Annotated in this window: 18 protein-coding genes; all 18 read left to right on the top strand. The window is 42.7% G+C overall.

Annotation, left to right across the window (positions count from 1 at the left end; translation table 11 throughout):
• Positions 1–70 precede the first annotated feature (70 nt).
• The 18 genes from dnaK to csy3 all read left to right on the top strand — a co-directional run bounded on the left by dnaK (position 71) and on the right by csy3 (position 23,075).
• Positions 71–1,990, top strand: coding sequence for a molecular chaperone DnaK (gene dnaK / locus HRU23_12840; GenBank protein ID NRA55025.1), 1,920 nt, complete (start codon positions 71–73; stop codon positions 1,988–1,990).
• A gap of 81 nt (positions 1,991–2,071) precedes the next feature.
• A complete protein-coding gene (gene dnaJ, locus HRU23_12835) occupies positions 2,072–3,202 on the top strand; it encodes a molecular chaperone DnaJ (protein ID NRA55024.1) in 1,131 nt (376 codons plus the stop codon).
• Positions 3,203–3,277: 75 nt separating this feature from the next.
• A complete protein-coding gene (locus HRU23_12830) occupies positions 3,278–4,084 on the top strand; it encodes a M48 family metallopeptidase (GenBank protein ID NRA55023.1) in 807 nt (268 codons plus the stop codon).
• A gap of 17 nt (positions 4,085–4,101) precedes the next feature.
• Positions 4,102–4,719, top strand: a complete 618-nt coding sequence (locus HRU23_12825; GenBank protein NRA55022.1) for an FKBP-type peptidyl-prolyl cis-trans isomerase — start codon at positions 4,102–4,104, stop codon at positions 4,717–4,719.
• A gap of 365 nt (positions 4,720–5,084) precedes the next feature.
• A complete protein-coding gene (locus HRU23_12820; protein ID NRA55021.1) occupies positions 5,085–5,255 on the top strand; it encodes a choice-of-anchor E domain-containing protein in 171 nt (56 codons plus the stop codon).
• The gene (locus tag HRU23_12815) at positions 5,255–5,722 is read left to right on the top strand and encodes a PEP-CTERM sorting domain-containing protein (protein ID NRA55020.1); all 468 of its coding nucleotides are present in this window, start codon (positions 5,255–5,257) and stop codon (positions 5,720–5,722) included. The genes HRU23_12820 and HRU23_12815 overlap by 1 nt, the downstream gene beginning before the upstream one ends.
• 195 nt (positions 5,723–5,917) lie before the next feature.
• Positions 5,918–6,154, top strand: a complete 237-nt coding sequence (locus HRU23_12810; GenBank protein NRA55019.1) for a hypothetical protein — start codon at positions 5,918–5,920, stop codon at positions 6,152–6,154.
• A 903-nt stretch (positions 6,155–7,057) separates the two neighbouring features.
• Positions 7,058–8,212, top strand: coding sequence for a glutamine-hydrolyzing carbamoyl-phosphate synthase small subunit (gene carA / locus HRU23_12805; protein ID NRA55018.1), 1,155 nt, complete (start codon positions 7,058–7,060; stop codon positions 8,210–8,212).
• 30 nt (positions 8,213–8,242) lie between these two features.
• Complete coding sequence (gene carB / locus HRU23_12800) at positions 8,243–11,458, top strand: carbamoyl-phosphate synthase large subunit (protein ID NRA55017.1); 3,216 nt, start codon at positions 8,243–8,245, stop codon at positions 11,456–11,458.
• Between the two features lie 150 nt (positions 11,459–11,608).
• On the top strand, positions 11,609–11,983 hold the full coding sequence (locus HRU23_12795; GenBank protein ID NRA55016.1) for a sulfurtransferase: 375 nt from the start codon (positions 11,609–11,611) through the stop codon (positions 11,981–11,983).
• A 9-nt stretch (positions 11,984–11,992) separates the two neighbouring features.
• Positions 11,993–12,670: a TIGR01621 family pseudouridine synthase gene (locus HRU23_12790; protein ID NRA55015.1), complete on the top strand. Its 678-nt coding sequence runs from the start codon at positions 11,993–11,995 to the stop codon at positions 12,668–12,670.
• A gap of 185 nt (positions 12,671–12,855) precedes the next feature.
• The gene (locus tag HRU23_12785; protein ID NRA55014.1) at positions 12,856–14,163 is read left to right on the top strand and encodes a diguanylate cyclase; all 1,308 of its coding nucleotides are present in this window, start codon (positions 12,856–12,858) and stop codon (positions 14,161–14,163) included.
• Between the two features lie 106 nt (positions 14,164–14,269).
• Positions 14,270–14,992 carry a WYL domain-containing protein gene (locus HRU23_12780; GenBank protein ID NRA55013.1) on the top strand — a complete coding sequence of 241 codons (723 nt, stop codon included), beginning with the start codon at positions 14,270–14,272 and terminating at the stop codon, positions 14,990–14,992.
• A 193-nt stretch (positions 14,993–15,185) separates the two neighbouring features.
• Positions 15,186–16,181 (top strand): type I-F CRISPR-associated endonuclease Cas1, encoded by a 996-nt coding sequence (gene cas1f / locus HRU23_12775; GenBank protein NRA55012.1) that lies wholly within the window; start codon positions 15,186–15,188, stop codon positions 16,179–16,181.
• On the top strand, positions 16,178–19,729 hold the full coding sequence (gene cas3f, locus HRU23_12770) for a type I-F CRISPR-associated helicase Cas3 (protein NRA55011.1): 3,552 nt from the start codon (positions 16,178–16,180) through the stop codon (positions 19,727–19,729). The genes cas1f and cas3f overlap by 4 nt, the downstream gene beginning before the upstream one ends.
• Positions 19,730–19,752: 23 nt before the next feature.
• Positions 19,753–21,036: a type I-F CRISPR-associated protein Csy1 gene (csy1, locus tag HRU23_12765; GenBank protein ID NRA55010.1), complete on the top strand. Its 1,284-nt coding sequence runs from the start codon at positions 19,753–19,755 to the stop codon at positions 21,034–21,036.
• A complete protein-coding gene (gene csy2 / locus HRU23_12760; protein ID NRA55009.1) occupies positions 21,033–21,998 on the top strand; it encodes a type I-F CRISPR-associated protein Csy2 in 966 nt (321 codons plus the stop codon). The genes csy1 and csy2 overlap by 4 nt, the downstream gene beginning before the upstream one ends.
• A 51-nt stretch (positions 21,999–22,049) precedes the next feature.
• A complete protein-coding gene (gene csy3, locus HRU23_12755) occupies positions 22,050–23,075 on the top strand; it encodes a type I-F CRISPR-associated protein Csy3 (GenBank protein ID NRA55008.1) in 1,026 nt (341 codons plus the stop codon).
• Positions 23,076–23,093: the final 18 nt, after the last annotated feature.

Here is a 23,093-nt window from a genome sequence, read left to right as displayed (position 1 = left end):
GGGTCGTTTATTACAAACACCCACATTCATATTATTAGTCATTTAATGACATTGTTTTGGAGAATCCCCGATGGGCAGAATTATCGGTATTGACTTAGGTACAACAAACTCTTGTGTGGCAGTATTAGACGGCGAAAAAACTCGCATCATTGAAAATGCTGAAGGCGATCGCACAACCCCTTCGATCATCGCTTACACTGAAAATGAAGTGTTAGTTGGTCAGCCAGCAAAACGTCAAGCGGTAACAAACCCACATAACACGTTATTCGCTATTAAGCGTTTAATTGGTCGTCGTTTTGAAGATGAAGTTGTACAACGTGATGTTAAAATCATGCCTTACAACATCGTTAAAGCAGACAACGGTGATGCATGGGTTGAAGCTCAAGACAAGAAAATGGCGCCGCCACAAGTTTCAGCTGAAATTCTTAAGAAAATGAAAAAGACTGCTGAAGACTATCTTGGTGAAGAAGTTACTGAAGCCGTAATCACAGTTCCTGCTTACTTTAACGATGCACAGCGTCAAGCAACTAAAGATGCGGGTCGTATTGCTGGTCTAGACGTTAAGCGTATTATCAACGAACCAACGGCTGCTGCTCTTGCTTATGGCATGGACAAAAAAGCGGGCGACAATGTTGTTGCTGTTTATGACCTTGGTGGTGGTACATTCGATATTTCAATCATCGAAATCGATGAAATGGATGGCGAGCACACGTTTGAAGTATTAGCAACTAACGGTGATACTCACCTAGGTGGTGAAGATTTCGATAGCCGTTTAATCAACTACCTAGTAGCAGAATTCAAGAAAGATCAAGGCATCGACATCAGCAATGATCCTTTAGCGCTTCAGCGTTTAAAAGAAGCTGCTGAAAAAGCTAAAATCGAATTATCTACAACACAACAGACTGAAGTTAACTTACCGTACATCACGGCTGACGCAACGGGTCCTAAGCACTTAGCCATTAAAGTTACTCGTGCAAAACTAGAATCACTGGTTGAAGACCTAGTTGAGCGTACTCTTGAGCCACTACGTGTTGCACTAGCTGATTCAGAACTAAGCCTAAGCGACATCGATGATGTTATCTTGGTTGGTGGTCAAACTCGTATGCCACTAGTACAACAGAAAGTTACTGAGTTCTTCGGTAAAGAGCCACGTAAAGACGTTAACCCAGACGAAGCAGTAGCAATGGGCGCAGCTGTACAAGGCGGCGTACTTTCTGGTGACGTAACTGACGTACTACTACTTGATGTTACTCCACTGTCTCTAGGTATCGAAACTATGGGCGGCGTGATGACTAACGTTATCACTAAAAACAGCACTATCCCGACTAAGCAAGCACAAACATTCTCAACTGCTGAAGACAATCAGTCTGCAGTAACGATTCATGTTTGTCAGGGCGAGCGTAAGCGCGCTAGCGATAACAAATCTCTAGGTCAATTTAATCTTGAAGGTATCCGTGCTGCAATGCGTGGCACACCGCAAATCGAAGTAACATTCGATGTTGATGCTGATGGTATCTTACACGTATCTGCGAAAGACAAAGATACGGGTCAAGAACAGAAAATCACTATCAAAGCCTCTTCAGGTCTAGACGAAGCTGAAATTGAAAAAATGGTTCGTGATGCAGAAGCTAATGCTGAAGAAGATGCGAAATTTGAAGAACTAGTTCAAGCACGTAACCAAGCTGACGGTATGGTTCACGCAACTCGCAAGCAAGTAGAAGAAGCGGGTGATGACTTACCAAGTGACGAAAAAGAGAAAATTGAAGCGGCACTTAAAGAGTTAGAAGACGCAGCGAAAAGCGAAGACAAAGAAGCTATCGAAGCTAAAACTCAAGCGTTAATGGAAGCTTCTGCTAAATTAATGGAAATTGCTCAAGCGAAAGCACAAGCCGGTGCAGCACCTGAAGGCCAAGCTGCAGAGCAAGCTAAGTCAGATGATGATGTAGTAGATGCTGAGTTTGAAGAAGTTAAAGAAGACGACAAAAAATAATCGTCGTTCACTTTAAATAGACCAACGGGCGTTTAGGGAAACCTTGACGCCCGTAGTCGTAACTAGGTTTGAGTAAATTTTATGTCAAAACGTGATTATTATGAAATTTTGGGTGTTGCTAAAACTGCAACGGATAAAGAATTAAAAAAGGCGTACAAACGTCTTGCGATGAAATGTCATCCAGATCGTAACCCAGACGATGCAACCGCGGTTGATAAATTTAAAGAGCTGCAAGAAGCCTATGACGTTTTAGGCGATGAGCAAAAGCGCGGCGCGTATGATCAATACGGCCATGCTGGTGTTGATCAAAGCCGAGGCGGCGGTGGCCCACAAGATTTCGGTGACGTGTTTGGTGACATGTTTGGCGATATCTTTGGTGGCGGCGGCGCTGGTGGTCGTGGCCGTCAACGTGGTCCTGCTCGTGGTGCCGATTTACGTTACAACATGGAATTAACCCTTGAAGAAGCGGTTAAGGGTGTTAGTAAAGACATTCAAGTACCTTCACTGCAAGGCTGTGATGATTGTCATGGTAGTGGCGCTAAAAAAGGTACATCAGCTAATACTTGTGGTACCTGTCATGGTCAAGGCCAGGTTCAGATGCGTCAAGGGTTCTTTGCCGTTCAGCAGGCTTGTCCTACTTGTCGTGGTAAAGGCAAAATAATTAAAGATCCGTGTCGTACTTGTTACGGCGAAGGTCGTTATGAAAAAACCAAAACGTTAGCGGTTAAAATCCCAGCGGGTGTTGATACCGGCGACCGGATCCGTTTAACGGGTGAAGGTGAAGCGGGCGAAACTGGGGCGCCTAAAGGTGACTTATACGTTCAGGTTCATGTTAAAGAGCACGCTATTTTTGAGCGAGACGGTAACAACCTTTATTGTGAAGTGCCTATTTCGTTCTCTAATGCAGCACTTGGTGGTGACATTGAAGTACCAACCCTTGACGGTAAAGTTAAACTAAAAGTTGCTAGCGAAACTCAAAGTGGTCGAATGTTCCGACTACGCGGCAAAGGTGTTAAATCAGTACGTAGTAACAGCACTGGCGATTTAATTTGCAAAGTGGTTGTTGAAACTCCGGTTAAGCTGACTGAACATCAACGCAAGCTACTCAAAGAATTTGACGAAGCGGTGAATGGTTCTTCAAAAGAACATAAACCTAAAGCACAGGGTTTTTTCGACGGTGTGAAACACTTTTTTGATGACCTAGCCAAATAATCATTGGGCATTTGATGGTCAAGGGCTATATTAATCATATTAGGATAGGTTTTGACCATTATGCAAGGAGCTAAGATGAAAAAAGTAATTTTAACCGTAGTGGCAGTAGCCGTATTAGCAGGTTGTCAATTAACCAAGAGTCCGACCGGACGCACTCAAGCGTTAATGTACTCTACTGGTGACATGGACAGCCTCGGCGCTCAATCTTTTGAAGAAATGAAAAAGAAAGAGAAAATAGTCACTTCTAGTCGCGTTAATAATTACGTTAAATGCATTGCTAACGCGATAACGGCTCAGGTGCCGAGCTCTTATGGTGTCACAAACTGGGAAGTGGTTGTTTTTGACTCTGACCAAGTGAATGCCTTTGCGTTACCTGGTGGTCATATCGGCGTGTATACCGGATTAATGAAGGTTGCGACTACGCCCGATCAATTGGCGGCGGTTATTGGTCATGAAGTGGGTCATGTACTGGCTAATCATTCTAATGAGCGGTTATCACAAAATAAGCTAACCAGCTTTGGGATGCAAATGGCCAGTGGCGCATTTGATTTAGGCGGTGTTCAAAATAAAGGGATGTGGATGCAAGGCTTAGGTCTTGGCGCGCAGTATGGCATTGCGTTACCTTTTGGCCGCACTCAAGAGAGTGAGTCTGATCTTATCGGCTTAGATCTCATGGCCAAAGCGGGATTTGCGCCACAGCAAAGCGTTTCGTTGTGGCAAGCAATGGCAAAAGCTTCTGGCGGCAATCAGCCAATGGAGTTTTTATCAACGCATCCCTCAAATGAGCATCGTATTAACGATTTAAATAAAAATATGGCCTCTGCACAGAGTTCATATAATCAAGCAAGAGCGGCGGGTAATCGTCCCAACTGTAAACTTTAAGTAAAGAGAAATAGAATATGTCTGAATATACAACTATTGAACAACGTGCTAGCTATGGTGTAGGTCGTAACATGGGTGAGCAACTAGCTGCTAACCCTTTTGATGGTATTGACGTTAGCGCTGTTCAGCAAGGCATTGCCGATGCATTTAATGCAACTGATAGCAAAGTTAGCATGGACGACCTAAACGCAGCATTCAAAGAAATCAACGAACGCATGCAAGCCGCTGCCGCTGAAAAAGCCGGTGTTATGGCTGAAGAAGGCGAAGCTTACCTAGCTGAAAATGCTAAGCGTGCAGAAATCACTACTACGGCTTCTGGTCTACAGTTTGAAGTGATTACTCAAGGCGACGGCGAAAAGCCAACAGCTGAATCAACAGTACGTGTTCATTACCACGGTACCCTAATCGACGGTTCTATCTTCGATAGCTCTGTTGACCGTGGTCAGCCTGCTGAATTTCCAGTTGGCGGCGTAATCAAAGGTTGGACTGAAGCATTACAACTAATGGCTACAGGCACTAAATACAAGCTACATATCCCACATCACCTAGCTTACGGTGAGCAAGGTGCTGGCGGCGCAATCGCTCCTTTCGCCGCGTTAGTATTTGAAGTTGAATTACTAGAAATTATTGCTTAATTTCCCACTGCCTTATTGGCGGTTGACGTTAATGCCACTCATTTATATGGGTGGCATTTTTTTTCGCTGATTAAAAAAGTAACTTGAGTTTAATTTAGTCAGCTAGCGCTCATTTTGTCATGTTTGCTTTTTTATTCTAAATTTTATGTCGTTTAATCAGCACTGTCTGTTAACTTTGTAGTGACATCACTTCCAATAAATAATCTTATTTGTATTGTTATATCTACTTGTTTTTTAATGCAATATGTTAAATCCATTAACGGTTGCTTTGTTGTCGTTAGCCTCTCAATTTCTGGTTGAGGTTTTCTTAAATAAAGGAATGATAAAAATTCAAAAACAATTTTAGCTTTGATTTTAGCCGTTTAATTGCAGTAACTGACGGTGTTCAAGCTAATGTTATAACCGATAGCTTTACTAATAGCCTCGAAACAACAAAAATATCCCAAACAGGCTCATTATCAATGTTCGACAGTACATTAGGCACTTTAGACTCTTTAATTTTACATTATCAGGTGAGTCAATTAGCAACACCTTAATGACTAACACTGCATCTGCTGCACAATCATTTTCGTTTGAATCAACATTGAACTTTTTCTTTGATGTAACATCTGTAAATCAAGTTGTACCGGTTGCTACTTTTGAAGCCATTTTAGCCTCGACGGGTGGTTTTGTGGCCCTGGTGACAAATGAAACGTTAGATCTTGGTACTCAAAACGATAGCGGATCTTATGAGTTGATGGTGTCTGGTGCTGCACTTAGCGACTTTATTGGCGCAGCGGGTGATACCTTTGAACTTTGTTGTACGACGTTCACAGGTTCAACGATGACTGGTGGCGGTAACATTGATACTACTCAGCAAACTCAAGCTGCTTGTTATGCCGATATTGCTTATACATACTCTGCCGATGCTCCGGTTGCACAAGTGCCAGAGCCAAGTAGCTTATGGTTATTTGTTGTGAGTATTTTAGGTTTTTCTGGCTTGCGTAAAAGAAAATCGAGTTAATTACTTTTATAAACTTAATTAGTTGCCACTAAGCTGGTTACACTAATTTATTAAGGCTCGCTTATTTTTTAGTGGGCCTTATTTGATCCTGCACCGTGAATCACCCCGTTCAAGTGCCGCTTTGCATCCCCAATGTTGATTTATGTCATGGTCGCCATGCCCCTGAGCCCTATAATTAACGTTAAGGAGATTAAAATGACAAATACAGTAATTATTCGAGTATTAAAAGTGGCGATGTGTTTTGGTTTGTCACTGCTCTTGTTAGGGCACTACTTGATTAGCTATGCACACTTACCTGAGCGGTGGGGTATAAATGGTATTATTGTATGCACGGCCTGCATTGCCTTTGGGCTTATTTTGTCTCTACCAACTAAAATATATCTAACAATCTTGCTAATGGCCAATGAGCAAGAGAATTCCAACCAAAAATAATATCGTTAATTCAACCTTAAAATAACTTCCTTCATTAATAATAACTCGCCTTAATTTGCAAGGGCTATGTTGTGCTGCCTATTGAATAAAATAGTAAAATTGATATCACCTGGTTATCTGCTCACGACACCAATGCTATTTTATTTACTTCAAACAAAGTTGTTTTTTCAGAAAAACCTAATGATGAAACTGATCTTTGTGACTCCGTAGTTACAAAATGTGAATGGTTATGCGCATGGCTTTTTGTTTTAAGTCGATAAAACGCAATGTTATGTCAAAACAGCGAAGGTGGTGGTTTGTTATTTATGTTGGTAGGGTGTTCTTGTGGTTAACTTGATGTTTTTGGGCTTCTTTTCTGTTGTTGTTTTGTTTTTGGTTGTATTAATGGTAAGTAATTACAATATGTTACATTTGTTTTTGTTGTTTTTGTGTTGGTTTTGACACTTTAGCTTTTTGATTGTTATTTTGTTTGGTTTTGTTTGTTATTGTTGGTGGGGCTATTGAATTTATATGCCAATTATAAAATATTGTGTGACTCATGTTGGGTTTTAATATTTCGTGATAGCTAGTAGTGTTAATTTCTGTGATATTACTTAACGTTATCTATTTATCGGGTGTTGCCACATGGTTAACTGTTTTGTTTTGTTGTTTTTTGTATTTTTATTTGCTCTGTAAGTGTTTGTAATTTAACTGTTATTTGTTATTTGTTATTTGTTTTGTTATTTGTTTTGTTGTAAAACGCGGCTTTAAGGCGGCTTATTGCTTTAATGTAATATTTTATTCTGTTTTGTGGACGATAAAATAGTTGTGTGCTATGCTGCGCGCAATTTAGTCTACCTTAAGCGGTAGGCGACTTAGTAAAACTATATAATCCACGTTTTAGTGAATTATTCATTATCTTTTTTGGAGGTTGCTTTGAGTAAATCCGCCTTGTTAGTTCTTGAAGATGGTTCTATCTTCCGTGGAACATCTATCGGTGCAGAAGGTCATTCAGTTGGAGAGGTGGTTTTTAATACCTCAATGACAGGTTATCAAGAAATTTTAACTGACCCGTCTTATGCCCGACAAATTGTTACTCTTACTTACCCCCATATCGGCAACACCGGCACCAACAGTGCCGATGCAGAATCAAGTCAAATACATGCCTGCGGTTTGGTGATTCGTGATTTACCCTTAATCACCAGTAACTTTCGTAATGAAAAAGCACTTGACGAATATTTAAAGGATGCTGGTATTGTTGCAATTGCAAATATCGATACCCGTCGTTTAACACGTCTGTTAAGCAGCAAAGGTGCTCAAGCTGGTTGTGTGATGGCAGGTGACATTGACGATGCTAAAGCGTTGGAATTAGCTAAAGGCTTTGCTGGTCTAAAAGGCATGGATTTAGCGAAAGAAGTGACGACTAAATCAACTTATACTTTTACCAAGAAAACGTGGGCGTTAATCGATGGCTTGCCATCAGAGACACCAGCAGCTGAGTTACCTCATCATGTTGTCGCTTATGACTTTGGTATAAAAGACAACATCATGCGGATGTTGGTTGACCGTGGTTGTCGTTTAACCGTGGTGCCTGCGCAAACGAGCGCTGAAGAAGTACTGGCATTAAAGCCTGATGGTATTTTCTTATCGAATGGCCCTGGTGACCCAGAACCTTGTACTTACGCCATCGACGCAATCAAAACGTTCTTAACGACAGAAACGCCAATTTTTGGTATTTGTTTAGGTCATCAGTTATTAGCACTTGCGAGCGGCGCGACCACGGTCAAGATGAAATTTGGTCACCACGGTGCTAACCACCCGGTCCAAGAGCTTGAAACTGGCCGTGTAATGATTACGGCGCAAAACCACGGTTTTGCGGCAGACGAAGCCACCTTGCCTGCCAATGTAATTGCGACGCACAAATCGTTGTTTGATGGTTCATTACAAGGTATTCATTTGACGGACAAACCTGCGTTTAGTTTTCAGGGTCACCCTGAAGCAAGCCCTGGTCCTCATGATGCTGCGCCATTGTTTAATCACTTCATTGAATTGATTGAAACATTTAAAGCCGCAAAATAATCACAAGCCGATAAGAAAAAAGAGAGAATCATGCCTAAACGTACCGACATAAAAAGTATTCTTATTCTGGGCGCTGGCCCAATCGTCATTGGTCAGGCTTGTGAGTTTGACTATTCTGGCGCACAAGCGTGTAAAGCACTGCGTGAAGAAGGTTATCGAGTTATTTTAGTTAACTCTAACCCAGCGACCATCATGACTGACCCTGAAATGGCCGATGCGACATATATTGAGCCAATTCACTGGGAAGTTGTTGAGAAAATTATTGAAAAAGAACGTCCGTGTGCGGTCTTACCGACCATGGGTGGTCAAACGGCTTTAAACTGTGCGCTTGAACTAGAAAGCAAAGGCGTTCTTGCTAAATACAATGTTGAAATGATCGGCGCAACGGCTGACGCTATTGATAAAGCAGAAGACCGTAGTCGTTTCGATGTTGCAATGAAGAAAATAGGTTTAGCGACACCAGAAGCTGGCATAGCACACACCATTGAAGAAGCACATGCTGTACAGCGTAAAGTTGGCTTCCCTTGTATTATTCGTCCGTCGTTCACCATGGGTGGCACCGGCGGTGGTATCGCATACAACGCTGAAGAATTTGTTGAAATTTGTACTCGTGGTTTAGATTTAAGCCCGACCACAGAATTGCTAATCGATGAGTCATTAATCGGTTGGAAAGAATTCGAAATGGAAGTGGTTCGAGACAAAAAAGACAACTGTATTATCGTTTGTACCATCGAAAACATCGATCCTATGGGCATCCACACGGGTGACTCAATCACGGTTGCGCCTGCTCAGACATTAACCGATAAAGAATTTCAGTTAATGCGTAATGCCTCAATGGCAGTACTGCGTGAAATTGGGGTTGAAACGGGCGGTTCTAACGTTCAGTTTGGTATTTGTCCTGATACGGGCCGCATGGTGATCATCGAGATGAACCCGCGAGTTTCTCGTTCATCGGCACTTGCTTCGAAAGCAACAGGTTTCCCCATTGCTAAAATCGCCGCTAAGTTAGCGGTAGGTTATACCCTTGATGAATTAGACAACGATATCACCGGTGGTAAAACACCTGCCTCGTTCGAACCATCAATTGATTACGTAGTCACTAAGATCCCACGTTTTAACTTCGAAAAGTTTGCCGGTTGTGAAGACCGTTTAACCACACAGATGAAATCTGTGGGTGAAGTCATGGCGATTGGTCGTAACCAGCAAGAATCATTGCAAAAAGCATTACGTGGTTTAGAAGTTGGCGTTAATGGTTTTGACCCAATTGTTGATTTTGACGACCCAGAAGCTAAAAACAAGATTTTACACGAACTGGCTAACGCCGGTAGCGATCGCATTTGGTACATTGCCGATGCTTTCCGTTTTGGCATGACTTTAGATCAAGTATTCAACATCACGAAAGTTGATCGTTTCTTCCTGATGCAAATTTTTGACATTGTTGAAGAAGAAGCTAAGGTAGCCCAAGGCGGCATGGCTAACCTGACCAGCGATTACTTACGCAGCCTTAAACGTAAAGGTTTCTCCGATGCGCGCTTAGCGGACGTATTAGATGTTGCTGAATCTGAAGTACGTAAAATTCGTGAACGTTTTGACATTCATCCAGTTTACAAACGTGTTGATACCTGTGCGGCTGAATTCTCTTCAGATACCGCTTACATGTACTCAACTTACGATGAAGAATGTGAAGCAAACGTTTCTGATCGTGAAAAAATCATGATTATTGGTGGCGGTCCTAACCGGATTGGCCAAGGCATTGAGTTTGATTACTGTTGTGTTCACGCCGCTCAAGCGATGCGCGAAGAAGGTTACGAGACCATCATGGTTAACTGTAATCCTGAAACCGTATCAACAGATTACGATACTTCTGACCGATTATACTTTGAATCTATCACGTTTGAAGACGTGATGGCCATCGTACGGATTGAAAAGCCAAAAGGCGTTATCGTGCAATACGGTGGTCAAACACCCCTTAAGTTAGCACGGGCGTTAGAAGCTGCCGGTGTACCAATTATCGGTACTTCACCCGATGCGATTGACCGCGCAGAAGATCGTGAGCGTTTCGCCACTATGGTTCAGCGTTTAGGCATTAAGCAACCGACTAACTCAACGGTAAGCAATACCGAAGAAGCGATTGTTGAATCAGCGAGCATTGGTTTTCCACTAGTAGTACGTCCTTCGTATGTACTCGGTGGCCGTGCGATGGAAATCGTTTATGACGAGCAAGACTTACGTCGTTATATGTCAGCGGCAGTGAGTGTATCTAACAATTCACCAATCTTACTTGACCGCTTCTTAGACAACGCGGTTGAAGTTGATGTTGACGCGGTATGTGACGGTGTCGATGTGGTAATTGGCGGCATCATGGAGCACATCGAAGAAGCCGGTGTTCACTCAGGTGACTCGGGTTGTTCATTACCTCCTTATACACTAACGCAAGACATTCAAGACAGATTACGTGAAAAAGTACGTTTGTTAGCGCTTGAGCTTGGCGTTATCGGCCTGATGAATACTCAGTTTGCGGTTAAAGACAACGAAATCTACATGATCGAAGTTAACCCGCGTGCTGCACGTACTATTCCGTTTGTTTCTAAAGCAACGGGTGTACCGCTAGCTAAGATTGCCGCTAAGGTAATGGCTGGTAAGTCACTGCAAGAGCAAGGTTTCACCAAGGAAGTTATTCCGCCATATTACTCGGTAAAAGAAGTAGTATTGCCATTTAACAAGTTCCACGGTTCTGACCCAATCTTAGGCCCTGAAATGCGCTCAACTGGTGAAGTGATGGGTGTTGGTGTTACGTTTGCTGAAGCTTATGCTAAAGCGCAATTGGGTGCTCAATCAAATGTGCCGAAGAAAGGCCGTGCGCTAATCTCGGTCCGTGAAAGTGACAAAGGACGTGTTGTTCAGTTGGCTCAGAAGTTGATTGATTTGGGTTACACCATTGATGCAACTCACGGCACCGCAATAATTCTTGGCGAAGCTGGCATTAACCCACGTTTGGTCAACAAAGTAAGCGAAGGTCGTCCGCATATTCTTGATAGAATCACCAACGGTGAGTACGAGTACATTGTTAATACTACCGAAGGTCGTCAAGCAATTAATGACTCTCGCAAGCTACGTGCTGGCGCGTTACGTTACAAGGTGAGCTACACCACCACCATGAACGCAGCATTAGCCACTTGTGATGCAATTCTTGCTGATGACCGTGCCACGGTTACTTCAATTCAAGAGCTGCACGCCAAAATATAATCACCACTAACGAGTGATACGCAAAAGGGCTTACTTAGGTAAGCCCTTTTTTGATCTGATAACATGTTAGAGAAAGGTCGCTATTGAAATCTGACTGCCAAGCAAGCCATAATGCGAGCCTAAACAAACAAATAAACCAAGGACGTTGTTATGATCCACAGTAAAGAATTTTTAGCGATTGCCACTAAAGCGTCAGAGCAAGTAGCGCATACCGACATTGCTACCCTTAAAGATTGGCAAGAGCAGCAACGCGATTTTCTATTAATTGATGTTCGTGAAGATCATGAATGGGTCAAAGGTCATTTACCCGAGGCTATTCATTTAAGCAAAGGCATTATCGAGCGTGATATTGTGGGGCGAGTGGTCGACTTTGAACGGATCTTGGTATTGTACTGCGGTGGCGGCTTTCGCAGCTCGATGGCCAGTGCTAATTTACAGCAAATGGGTTACAACAACGTAATTTCACTTGATGGCGGCTACACGGCATGGAAGAATGCCGGTTATTCATTGGTAACACCGATATAAGCGCCTAACATGACAGCTCCGTTCACTCTAATTGACGATAATCCGCTTTTTATTGTCGTCAATAAAGCCCCCAATATTAATTTTCATACCGAGCAAGACGTCCTTGGAATTGTTGAACTGGTGAAAGCACAGCTCAATTACCAGCAACTATACCCCGTTCATCGGCTTGATAAAATGACCTCTGGATTATTGATTTTTGCCAAAACGGCCAGTGTGGCTGCACAGTTTGGCGTCTTATTTAGTGAGCGTTTAATCGAGAAGTATTACCTCGCACTCTCCGATAAAAAACCGAAAAAAAAGCAGGGTTTGATCAAAGGCGATATGAGCAAAGGCCGCAATGGCAGTTACTTATTGTTAAAGACCAAGCAAAACCCGGCAGTGACTCAGTTTTTTAGTTTTTCAGTAGGGCATGGTCAGCGGATTTTCGTGCTTAAACCACATACTGGTAAAACTCACCAACTGCGAGTAGCGATGAAAAGCCTTGGCGCGCCAATCAATGGTGATCCACGATATTACCCCAACAATCAGCAAACGATTGGTCAGCTCCATGCTTGGTGTTTACGCTTTACGCTAGCGGGCAAGGACTATCACTACCAAACATCACCGTCTTGGGTGCTCGACAACCTTAGTATCGAAGCATGGTGCGATGGTAATCAACCCTGGTCACTCGATTGGCCAACATTATAATGATCGTCATAGGTGCCAAGATCTAGCATAAAATATGCCTGCCATGTCGTCACTATATGCGGGGTTATGATCAGTGTTGATTCACTTAACTAATTTATGTAGAGTTAAAAGGTCATACTTTGACGTTTCGGATTGCTAGGCAGTAAGTATTAAGTATTAAGTATTTTACGATCGTAAGGAATTTAATGGCTAACCTGTTTCCCACGATATTTTCTAAAACGTCAATTGTTGGCGCTACTTTTGCCGTAATTGAGGTTGAACAATATAATAACTTTGTGATCAGTTCTTGCAACCAACTGTTTTTTGAAATGATTGGTGCTGTAGCTGACAGCTCACTGCCGCTCTCAATCCGTGAGGTGCTTGACGACGTAGATAGCACCGAGCTCAGTTATTATTTATCGCTTGCTAGCCAAAAAAAAACCGCAGTAGAATTTGAGTTCTCTCTGAGTAACCATCAGCATCAGCAATGGTGGTTATTAATTATTACTCCCTTAATTGATGACAACCAACCACAAGAACAACTGTTTATTAACGGCATTAATATCAGTGCCAAGAAACTCCAGCAACAAAGATTAGTGACCTCGCATAACCGCTATCGGTCGGTCGTTCAATCAGTGCACGACTGCATTGTAACGATGGACGAAGCCAGTAACATTGTATTGTTTAACAAGGCGGCCGAGCAAACATGGGGATATAGTCATGATGAAGTGGTCGGTAAAAATTTAATGATGTTGTTGCCAACCAAATATCGCCAATACCATCAGCGTTATGTTGATGGTTTCTCAGCCTCGGATATCCAATCTCGTGAAATGAGTCGTCGCAGCATTGTTTATGGCCAGCGAAAAAACGGCTCAAAATTTCCTGCTGAAATCTCTATATCAAAAATGAACGTTAACGGCAAAAGTGAATTTACTGCGATTGTGCGCGATATTTCAGAACGAGAACGTTTGTTAGAAGAGCTACATCATCAAGCAACTACTGACGGACTTACCGGGATCAAAAACAGACTGTTCTTCGAACAAGAGCTAACACAGACTATGAAAAGGTCTGCGCAGAGCAACTCCTCTTTGGCCATTTTGTTAATTGACTTAGACAATTTTAAGCTGGTTAATGACAACCATGGCCACGCCATTGGCGATCGGGTATTAATTACGTTTGCTCAAACAGTCGGCGCATTGCTTGAAGAACATCAGCTATTTGCTCGCTATGGTGGTGAGGAATTTATTGTACTGTTGCCTGAGCTGTCGCAAACACAAGCCCACGACATAGCGCAACGAATTTGCGTAACCTGTGCCAATCAAAAGCATGCTAAAGGGGTACGTTCAACCGTTAGCATCGGCGTGTCATTGTATAATCGGGCAATAGATGACAATGACAGTTTCATTCACCGTGCCGATATGGCCTTATATGAAGCTAAAGCACAAGGGCGTAACCAAGTGCAATTTAAAACTTGCGACTACATCTCCAGCGAAGATAATGAATCAACCAATTGAAAATGGCTTGATCTCCATTAATAAATAACTACAAATTGCCACTTAACTATATATCATTTAACAAGTTTATTGTAATGTTAACCTGTGCCTTTACAGGGAGCAAAGCATGGCTAAAGAATACATCGAAAGATTTCAGTTTATAGAAATTATGATCCGTTGGCAGGGAAGAGTTAATGCGAGTCATCTGACAAAATACTTCAATTTATCTAGGCCATCAGCGAGTAGAACATTCAATAAATATATTGCTCTGCACCCTAATAGCATCATTTATCAAGACAGTATTAAAGGTTTTGTGGCTGACGCTGAGTTTAGCTTACGTTATTCAACAGCCGAATTTAGTCAATATCAATCCATAGTCAACAGTAGCTCAGCGCTTAGTTTTTCGCATATTGTCGACGTTAGCATTCCAACCAGAAACCCCCAACAATATCTGGCTCAGCCAATTTTACGAGCAATAGACAATAAGTTGGCGATAGACATTGGTTACACCTCACTTTCAACTCCTCAATATAAAGATCGAATTATTGAACCCCACAGTTTAGTTTTTGACGGTTTACGTTGGCACGTTAGAGCATTTTGTCGCAAAAATATGGCTTTTCGAGACTTTGTGTTATCGAGATTCAATGGCGAAGTGGTCCACGAAGGTAAAGCCCAAACCGATGTTGCTGACGATGTGTTATGGCACAAAATAGTCGAACTACAAATAGAGCCTGATCAGCGGCTAACACCGGCTCAACAAAAAGTGATTAGTGACGATTATCAAATGACTCAAGGCCGCTTGACTATAACATCGCGTGCCGCGTTGGTTTCCTACCTGCTAAAACGTTGACATTTAACCCGCCAAGATCCCGACCCTTGCACTCAGCAAATAGCCTTAACGGCACAATCAGAACAGCATATTAGACCTTACCGTTTTGACCTGTAAACAAATGAACATGTCTAAAAGTTGACGCGTTGTTTGACTACTGTTGTGGTGGTTAAATGAGTGGATTGAAAGTTTGATATTTTTTATGGAAGAAGTAATGGAACAACTAACTGACTTAAAAGCAATATTACACTCCAAGCGTGCAAATATTTATTACTTAGACAAGTGCCGAGTAATGCAAAAAGACGGTCGCGTGCTTTATCTCACCGAAGCAAAGAAACAAAACCAGTATTGGAATATTCCCATTGCTAACACGACCTGTATTTTACTCGGCACAGGCACCTCAATTACTCAAGCAGCAATGCGCATGCTCGCACAAGCAGGTGTGCTGGTAGGTTTTTGTGGTGGCGGCGGCACGCCGCTGTTAATGGCCAATGAAATTGAATGGCTCAGCCCCCAAAGTGAATATCGCCCGACAGAATATGTGCAAGGCTGGATGAGTTTTTGGTTTGATGAAAGTAAACGCTTCCAAGCTGCAGCAGCATTCCAAATAGCGCGCATCACTTACATGGAAACTATTTGGGCTAAAGACAAAGACTTAAAAGGTGAGGGTTTCAACACCGATAACGCCCAATTGTCCAGGTTTTTAACCGAGGCCAAAGCCAATATAACTCGCGCTAATAAAGTCACTGAACTGTTGCCGATTGAGGCTGTATTAACCAAGCGGCTCTATAAATTCGCCGCCAATGTGACCAAACATGGTGATTTCAGGCGCGAGCGTGGTGAAAATGGAGTAGTGGTAGACAACGCCAACGCCTTTTTAAACCATGGTAACTATTTAGCCTATGGCTTAGCCGCCACGACCTTGTGGGTATTAGGCATTCCCCACGGTTTTGCAGTAATGCACGGTAAAACCCGCCGCGGCGCATTAGTGTTCGACATTGCCGATTTAATCAAAGACACCCTTATTCTGCCATGGGCCTTTATTTGCGCCAAAGAGGGCGCAACCGAGCAAGAATTTCGTCAGCAATGCCTACTCGCCTTTACCCAACACAGCGCGCTGGAATTCATGTTCGACCAAGTTAAGTTAATCGCGATGAAAACTGATTGGACTGACGATCGTGAGGATAACAAAGGCGGTGACGCCTCATGATGGTGACCTTTGTTTCACAGTGTGAAAAGAATGCGATTAAAAAAACGCGCCGTGTACTCGACGCTTTTGCAAACCGCATTGGTGATAACACCTGGCAAACCGTGATAACCCAAGAAGGCTTAGGCGCTGTTAAAAAACTGCTGCGTAAAAGCGCCAGCAAAAGCACCGCTGTTAGTTGTCACTGGATTCGTTCGCGCGCACGCAGCGAATTGGTGTGGGTAGTGGGTAAACGCGATGCATTTAATTTTGAGGGCGTAGTGCCGGTGAATAGTACAAAGAATATGAATTACAAAAATGAAGAAAATAATTGGCAGTATTTACCCCTCATACAATCGCTAAGCGCAATTGCTGCGCTATTTCATGATTGGGGGAAGGCATCGGATTTATTTCAAGAAAAATTAGCACCAAAAAGTGAGCATAAATTCAAAGGCGATCCTATTCGTCACGAATGGGTGTCTTGCTTATTACTCTCGCAGTTTATCAAACAATCAGGCACACAGTTAGTTACACAACAGGGTGACAACAGTGGCGAGCAATGGCTCACGTTGCTAAGTGATAGCGACATAGACGAGCAAGCGTTACTGAGCTCAATTGACAAAAACGACATAGCAACAAGCAGCCCATTTACTCAGTTATCGCCTATTGCTGAGCTTGTCATGTGGTTGATTGTATCTCACCACCGTTTGCCTAACTTACCGAGAACGACACCAACTGGTGAGCTAACACCACAAGTTGCATCGTATTATAAGGGCGAAAAGCGCAGTGAAATACGCGGACTACTGGCACTGGTGAGCAAAGAGTGGGGTTATGAAAATCGATATGATGAAACCGAGTATCAAGCGCGAGTCAGAAAATGCTTTGAATTTAACCATGGCTTACTCACCCAAGCGAAAAAATGGCGTGGCGAAGTCAAAAAATGGGCGACTAAATTAAACAATCAACAAGTGCTCGCCAAGCAATCTATCAGCGATGGCAGCATTCGAGTCGTGCTTCATCATGCACGCTTATGTTTAATGCTCGGGGACCATTATTACTCCTCGCAAGAGGCTGCTAAGAATTGGTCAGATGATGCAGGGCTCTATGCTAATACCGACAGAGATAGCGGCAAGCTTAAACAAAAGCTCGATGAACATCTTTATGGCGTAACGAAAGCAGCGTTACAAAATGCGTATTATTTACCATGTTTTGAAAATGAGCTGCCAAGCGCAGAAGATATCAACAGTTTAAAGAAACCCAGCCCTAAAAAGTTCGCATGGCAAGACAAAGCAGTCACTGCGATAACGCAGTGGCGCACTGAATACACACAAACCCAATTTGGATTTTTTGCCGTGAACATGGCCAGTACAGGTCAAGGAAAAACTTTTGCCAATGCCAAGATCATGCGTGCACTCTCAAGTGATGCAAACAGCCTGCGTTATACCCTCGCATTAGGACTTAGAACCTTAACGCTTCAAACCGGAGATGAATACCGTGAGCGAATAGGGTTAGATGACAGCGAACTGGCGGTATTGATTGGTTCAAGTGCTGTGCTTGAACTACATAACAGCAATAAAAAAATCACAGATGAAAAAGCCATTACGAATTTAGGCAGTGAATCTGCAGAAACGCTACTCGATGAAGATATCGATTTTGATTGTGATGTCCCGGATAAGGGGCTAATAACAGTGCTCACTAATGAGCGAGACCGTAAGTTTTTATACGCGCCAGTGCTTTCATGCACCATTGATCACCTAATGAGCGCCACAGAATGCGTGCGGGGTGGTCGCTACATATTGCCCAGCTTGCGCATGATGTCAGCGGATCTAGTGATTGATGAAATTGACGACTTTAGTGGGGATGATTTAGTCGCTATAGGGCGGTTAATTCACTTTGCTGGCTTGATGGGGCGTAAAGTGATGATCTCCTCAGCGACTATTCCGCCCGATTTGGCTGAAGGTTATTTTAAAGCCTATCGCGATGGCTATTTATTGTTTGCTGCCTCACGAAATATTCCGCCCCTTATTGGGTGTGCATGGTCAGACGAATTTAAAACAGCCGTTAGCACACATAACCAAGCAACGCTTAGCGACGCCATTAAAGGCTATCGAGAACAACACGCCATTTTTGTTGATAAGCGTATCAAAAAATTGGCCAAAGAGGTTGCTAAACGCAAAGCGCGCATTGTCGATGTTGATAGGGTGTTGAAAGCGGAGATTGATTTAAGCCAAAATCTTGATGAGCGCAACAAAAGTAAGCAATCTCTCTATTTTAATATCATGGCAAAAACAACGAGTGAGCTGCATAAAACGCATCATACCAAAGATATTAAAACAGGTATTGATGTCTCTTTTGGCGTGATCCGCGTGGCTAACATAAACCCTTGCGTCGATTTAACGCGCTATTTACTTAGTGACTATTCGCCTGCGAACGACACACAAATACGCGTGCTTTGTTATCACTCCCAGCAAACCTTATTGTTGCGATCTGAGCAAGAAAAACACCTTGATGAAGTCTTAAAACGTAAAGAAAATATCGGTAAAGCGCCTGCAGCATTCTTACACAAGGTGATACGACAACACCTTGATACCATTAAGTGCGATGTAGACAGTAAAAATGCAGGTAATAACAAGATAGCAATAAGCAATGTGATTTTTATCTTAGTGGCTACACCGGTGGAAGAAGTTGGCCGCGATCACGACTTTGATTGGGCAATTGTTGAGCCGTCATCGTATCGCTCCATTATTCAATTAGCAGGGCGGGTACGCCGCCATCGTGATGGCGAAGCCGCTTGCCCTAATATCGCTATTATGGCGCGTAACTTAAAAAGCGTGAAAAACGATGGTGTGAGTAACACTAAAGTACAATCGATTAATGACGCGCTGGTAGAAGAGCCGTGTTTTGAAAAACCCGGTTATGAAACCAACAAATTACTCCTTAATAGTCACGATTTAAAACAACTACTCAATGAAAAAGACATCAATATGCGACTAGACGCAGCGCCGCGTATTCAAAAAGAAGCGCATCAGCAATCGGGTTATCTTCGTGGTTTGGGGAGCAGCCTAGGGGGAATAAGTGCCCCGAAAAGCTTGGCGGAACTTGAACATGCGTCAATTTGGAAGTTATTGGCCAATTATGCCAGTAAAGACAATTCCAAAAGTAGCATTAAAGCCGAAGTTGGCCCTAATACATTTCAAGGGTATTTACGCGAAAGCTGGTGGCTAACTGGGCTGCCACAAACCTTTTTTCGTTTTCGTGCTGGAGATGCAGGCATAAAAACCTATCTCACTTATTTACATGAACAACATGCCTATAAATTTTGTGAAAAAGATGAACAAGGCTTTGCTATCGATCGACAGCTGCCATTAGGTATCCGCTTTGAAACGCTTAGTGAATGCGCGCAGCAGCGTTTATGGCTAACGCGACATTATGAGCAAAGCGTTAAACAAAAAGCCAGTGAACAAGAAGTGAGTTTACGTCGAGTATGCCTTAAATATGGAGAGTTGAACTTTCGCCATCAAGAGGGCAAGCAATATTATTATAACGACCAGTTTGGGCTGGTTAAAGAATGAATTTGAAATACCAAGGAGGTGTTATGTTAGATCCTGCATTAAGCGAGTTTTTTGCCGTTCGCAAAGAAGCTTGGCTCAAGAAAAATATTAAAGCATCAATGGATGATGTTGAAATTAATCAGTTGAACATCGATTGTGATGATGTCTTTGAGGCTAAAAGTTGGCTACCAAATGCGGCTCGGCGAGCAGGGCAAATATCCATTGCAACGCACCCTTGCACTTTTAGTCACCCAAGTTCGCGTAAAAATAAAAATGGGTATGCTAGCTCTGTTATTGCTAGAACATTGAGCGCAGCCGATGGATTTTTGCGCAGTGGTAATGTCAATGTTGAGCCCGATGCCTTGGGTAATGCGGCGGCATTGGATGTGTATAAATATCTCACTACCAAGTTAGCTGATGGTCAAACATTATTGACTCACCTTGATCAAGATAGCCCGCAGGCAAAAATTGCACTTGATTGCCAATCGCAAGATGAGTCATGCCGTTATGACGTTTTAAAAGACGGTTTTATGGTGATGTTGCAATCAGGTGGTGAGTCAATTACTAGCTCTAAAATTAAACAGGTTTATTTCCCTGTCGATGATGACTTAGTGGTCGATGATCAAGATAAATACCATCAGCTATCTATATTGTCGCCATCAGGCATTATGTTTGATCTACGAAAACGGCTAGATACACTGCGTTTTTCTGATGAAGTAAAAGCTGCGCGTAGTAGCAAAAAAAGTAATAAAGAGGGCGCAAGTTATAAAGAAATTTATAATCTGACGACGATTGGTTATGGTGGAACAAAACCACAAAATATCAGCGTATTGAACAATGCTAATGGTGGGAAAGTGCACCTATTTATGTCGCTACCACCAAGCTTTGCAAAGCGCGATACCATTTTTCCTACCAAAGATTTCTTCACTCAGAGCGTGCGCATAAATACTAAAGCCTGTCGCAGCGTTTTCTATGCCTTGCACGCACTTTATAAGCAAGATCAAAACAATATGCATGTGCGTGAAAAGCGTGATGAGCTTTATCAAGATATTGTGGATTATATGCTTGGTGTGTTGTGGGAAATGCGCGTCGCGAAGGATCAATTTTTAGCGAGTCATTCGCAGTTACCCAGCCAGCAAAAAATTTGGCTGCAAGTAACGTCATATCCAGACAATGACGATTGGCTTGATGGGCTGCTTAGCCAAATAACTCAATTTATATTTCAAGGCTACGAAGCCATTTTAGGCAAAAAGGCGATAAAGCTCGGTGATGCCGAATACAAACATATAGCCAAGTTGGTTGACAACAATAAGGAGTTATTGCGATGAGCCAACAACTGATATTAATTCCCCACATAAAGGTGCATAACGCCAACGCGTTATCTAGCCCGTTTACCATTGGTTTTCCAGCGATGACAGGCTTTATGGGAATGGCGCATGCATTAGAGCGAAAGCTTAATGGGCAAGGTATTTCCGTCACTTTTTCTGCTGTAGGTGTTATCAGTCATCATGCTGATTTACAAACACATAAAGGCAATAATGATTTTGTTCACTCCATCATAGGTACGGGTAATCCACTGGACAAAACTGGCGCACGTAGTGCTTTTATTGAAGAGGCGCGTATCCACCTTGATGTGAGTTTACTTATTGAAGTCTCACACTTGGCACTTGAGCAACGCGATGAATTAATTGAAAAAATACGTCATTTACTTAACGGCCACATGAAATTAGCAGGTGGCGACATTATGAGTCATCAACAACCGCAATTTCACGTGGTGGACGATGACGACAACAGCCTGCAAAAATTACAACGCCAGCTCATGCCGGGTTATGCCTTAATTGAGCGACGAGACTTATTGCAACGAGCTCAAGAAGAAGGACTCGATGCCTTAGATGGGCTAATCGATTTTCTGGCAGTACACAACACCTGCACCGTGACACAGCAAGAAGATTCCGATGGCAACAGTAAAGAAAGCATTAGTTGGACAAGCCAGCGAAAAACATCGGGATGGATAGTGCCTATTGCCACGGGGTTTCAAGGGATCAGTGAGCTGGGCGCTGCAAAAAATCAACGAGATGAAAGCACTCCTCATCGATTTGCTGAAAGTGTTGTTACCCTTGGCGAATTTAAAATGCCACATCGTATTAAAAGCATCGACAATTTGCTATGGCGCTATCAATTTAACAGTAAGCAAAGTTTATATTTGTGTGAGCAAAAACAAGCGGCTCAACGAGTACATGCACTGGAGCCGACTCAAGATTTCAGTGAAAGCGAAGACGACGAATTTTAAACGTTAAAAACTAAATATATAAAGCTCTTAATAATAGAAAGGAAACTAATCATGGCTAAGAAAGAAAATATTGCATCGGTATTGGCGTTCGAGAAAAAATTAGTATCAAGCGACGGCTACCTATATGGCACTACGTGGGAAAATAGAAACGACGCGACAGCGCTAGTCCTCGTTGAAAAATCAGTGCGCGGTACGATCTCAAATCGCTTAAAATTAGCGGTAAAAAATGATCCTGCAAAATTGAATGCCGAAGTTGAAAAAGCCAACTTACAACGTGTTGATGCTTGCGCATTATCTCCCGAGCAAGATACCTTAAAACTACATTTCACTTTAAAAGTGTTAGGCGGTATTACCAAACCATCAGCATGCAACAATGCTTTTTTTAAACAAAGCTATAAAGCAGCTGCGACAACTTACATTAAAGAACAAGGATTTAATGAATTAGCGAAACGTTATGCAACCAATATTGCCAATGCACGTTTTTTATGGCGCAACCGCGTAGGCGCAGACAATATTATTGTTGAAGTGAACGCGCTGAATAAAAATGCCAAGCAAAGCTGGAGTTTTGATGCGGCGACGTTGAGTACACGCCATTTTGATCATAAAAATAGTGATGTATTATCACTGGCAGAGCGTATTGCCACCGCATTATCTAGCGATGATGATTTCTTAATGCTCGACATTACCTGTTATGCACAAGTTGGGTTGGCGCAAGAAGTATACCCAAGTGAAGAGCTAGTGCTTGATAAAGGTAAGGGCGAAAAAAGCAAAATTTTATATCATGTTAATAATATTGCCGCCATGCACTCACAAAAAGTGGGCAACGCGCTGCGCTCGATTGATACTTGGTATCCAGAATTTGAGGATGAAGATAAAACCGCAGGCCCAATAGCCATCGAACCATATGGCGCAGTAACTAATTTAGGTAAGGCCTATCGCACCCCTAAAGATAAACAAGATTTCTACACATTTTTTGATGCATGGGCACGCGGTGAAAAACTGAGCCGCGTCGAAGATGAGCATTATGTAATGGCAGTGCTAGTACGTGGTGGTGTGTTTGGTGAAAGTGATAAATAGGAGCGCCATGTAATGACT

It is taken from the genome of Gammaproteobacteria bacterium, assembly GCA_013214945.1.
Classification (GTDB): Bacteria; Pseudomonadota; Gammaproteobacteria; order Enterobacterales; family Psychrobiaceae; genus Psychrobium.
This window is presented reverse-complemented; position numbering and strand designations above follow the sequence as displayed.

Coding starts and splice junctions, on each gene's coding strand:
- HRU23_12815 (NRA55020.1), top strand. CDS start 5,255: ATGACTAACACTGCATCTGCTGCACAATCATTTTCGTTTGAATCAACA.
- cas3f (NRA55011.1), top strand. CDS start 16,178: ATGATGGTGACCTTTGTTTCACAGTGTGAAAAGAATGCGATTAAAAAA.
- cas1f (NRA55012.1), top strand. CDS start 15,186: ATGGAACAACTAACTGACTTAAAAGCAATATTACACTCCAAGCGTGCA.
- csy2 (NRA55009.1), top strand. CDS start 21,033: ATGAGCCAACAACTGATATTAATTCCCCACATAAAGGTGCATAACGCC.
- HRU23_12825 (NRA55022.1), top strand. CDS start 4,102: ATGTCTGAATATACAACTATTGAACAACGTGCTAGCTATGGTGTAGGT.
- HRU23_12785 (NRA55014.1), top strand. CDS start 12,856: ATGGCTAACCTGTTTCCCACGATATTTTCTAAAACGTCAATTGTTGGC.
- carB (NRA55017.1), top strand. CDS start 8,243: ATGCCTAAACGTACCGACATAAAAAGTATTCTTATTCTGGGCGCTGGC.
- csy3 (NRA55008.1), top strand. CDS start 22,050: ATGGCTAAGAAAGAAAATATTGCATCGGTATTGGCGTTCGAGAAAAAA.
- dnaK (NRA55025.1), top strand. CDS start 71: ATGGGCAGAATTATCGGTATTGACTTAGGTACAACAAACTCTTGTGTG.
- HRU23_12810 (NRA55019.1), top strand. CDS start 5,918: ATGACAAATACAGTAATTATTCGAGTATTAAAAGTGGCGATGTGTTTT.
- dnaJ (NRA55024.1), top strand. CDS start 2,072: ATGTCAAAACGTGATTATTATGAAATTTTGGGTGTTGCTAAAACTGCA.
- HRU23_12795 (NRA55016.1), top strand. CDS start 11,609: ATGATCCACAGTAAAGAATTTTTAGCGATTGCCACTAAAGCGTCAGAG.
- csy1 (NRA55010.1), top strand. CDS start 19,753: ATGTTAGATCCTGCATTAAGCGAGTTTTTTGCCGTTCGCAAAGAAGCT.
- HRU23_12790 (NRA55015.1), top strand. CDS start 11,993: ATGACAGCTCCGTTCACTCTAATTGACGATAATCCGCTTTTTATTGTC.
- HRU23_12830 (NRA55023.1), top strand. CDS start 3,278: ATGAAAAAAGTAATTTTAACCGTAGTGGCAGTAGCCGTATTAGCAGGT.
- HRU23_12780 (NRA55013.1), top strand. CDS start 14,270: ATGGCTAAAGAATACATCGAAAGATTTCAGTTTATAGAAATTATGATC.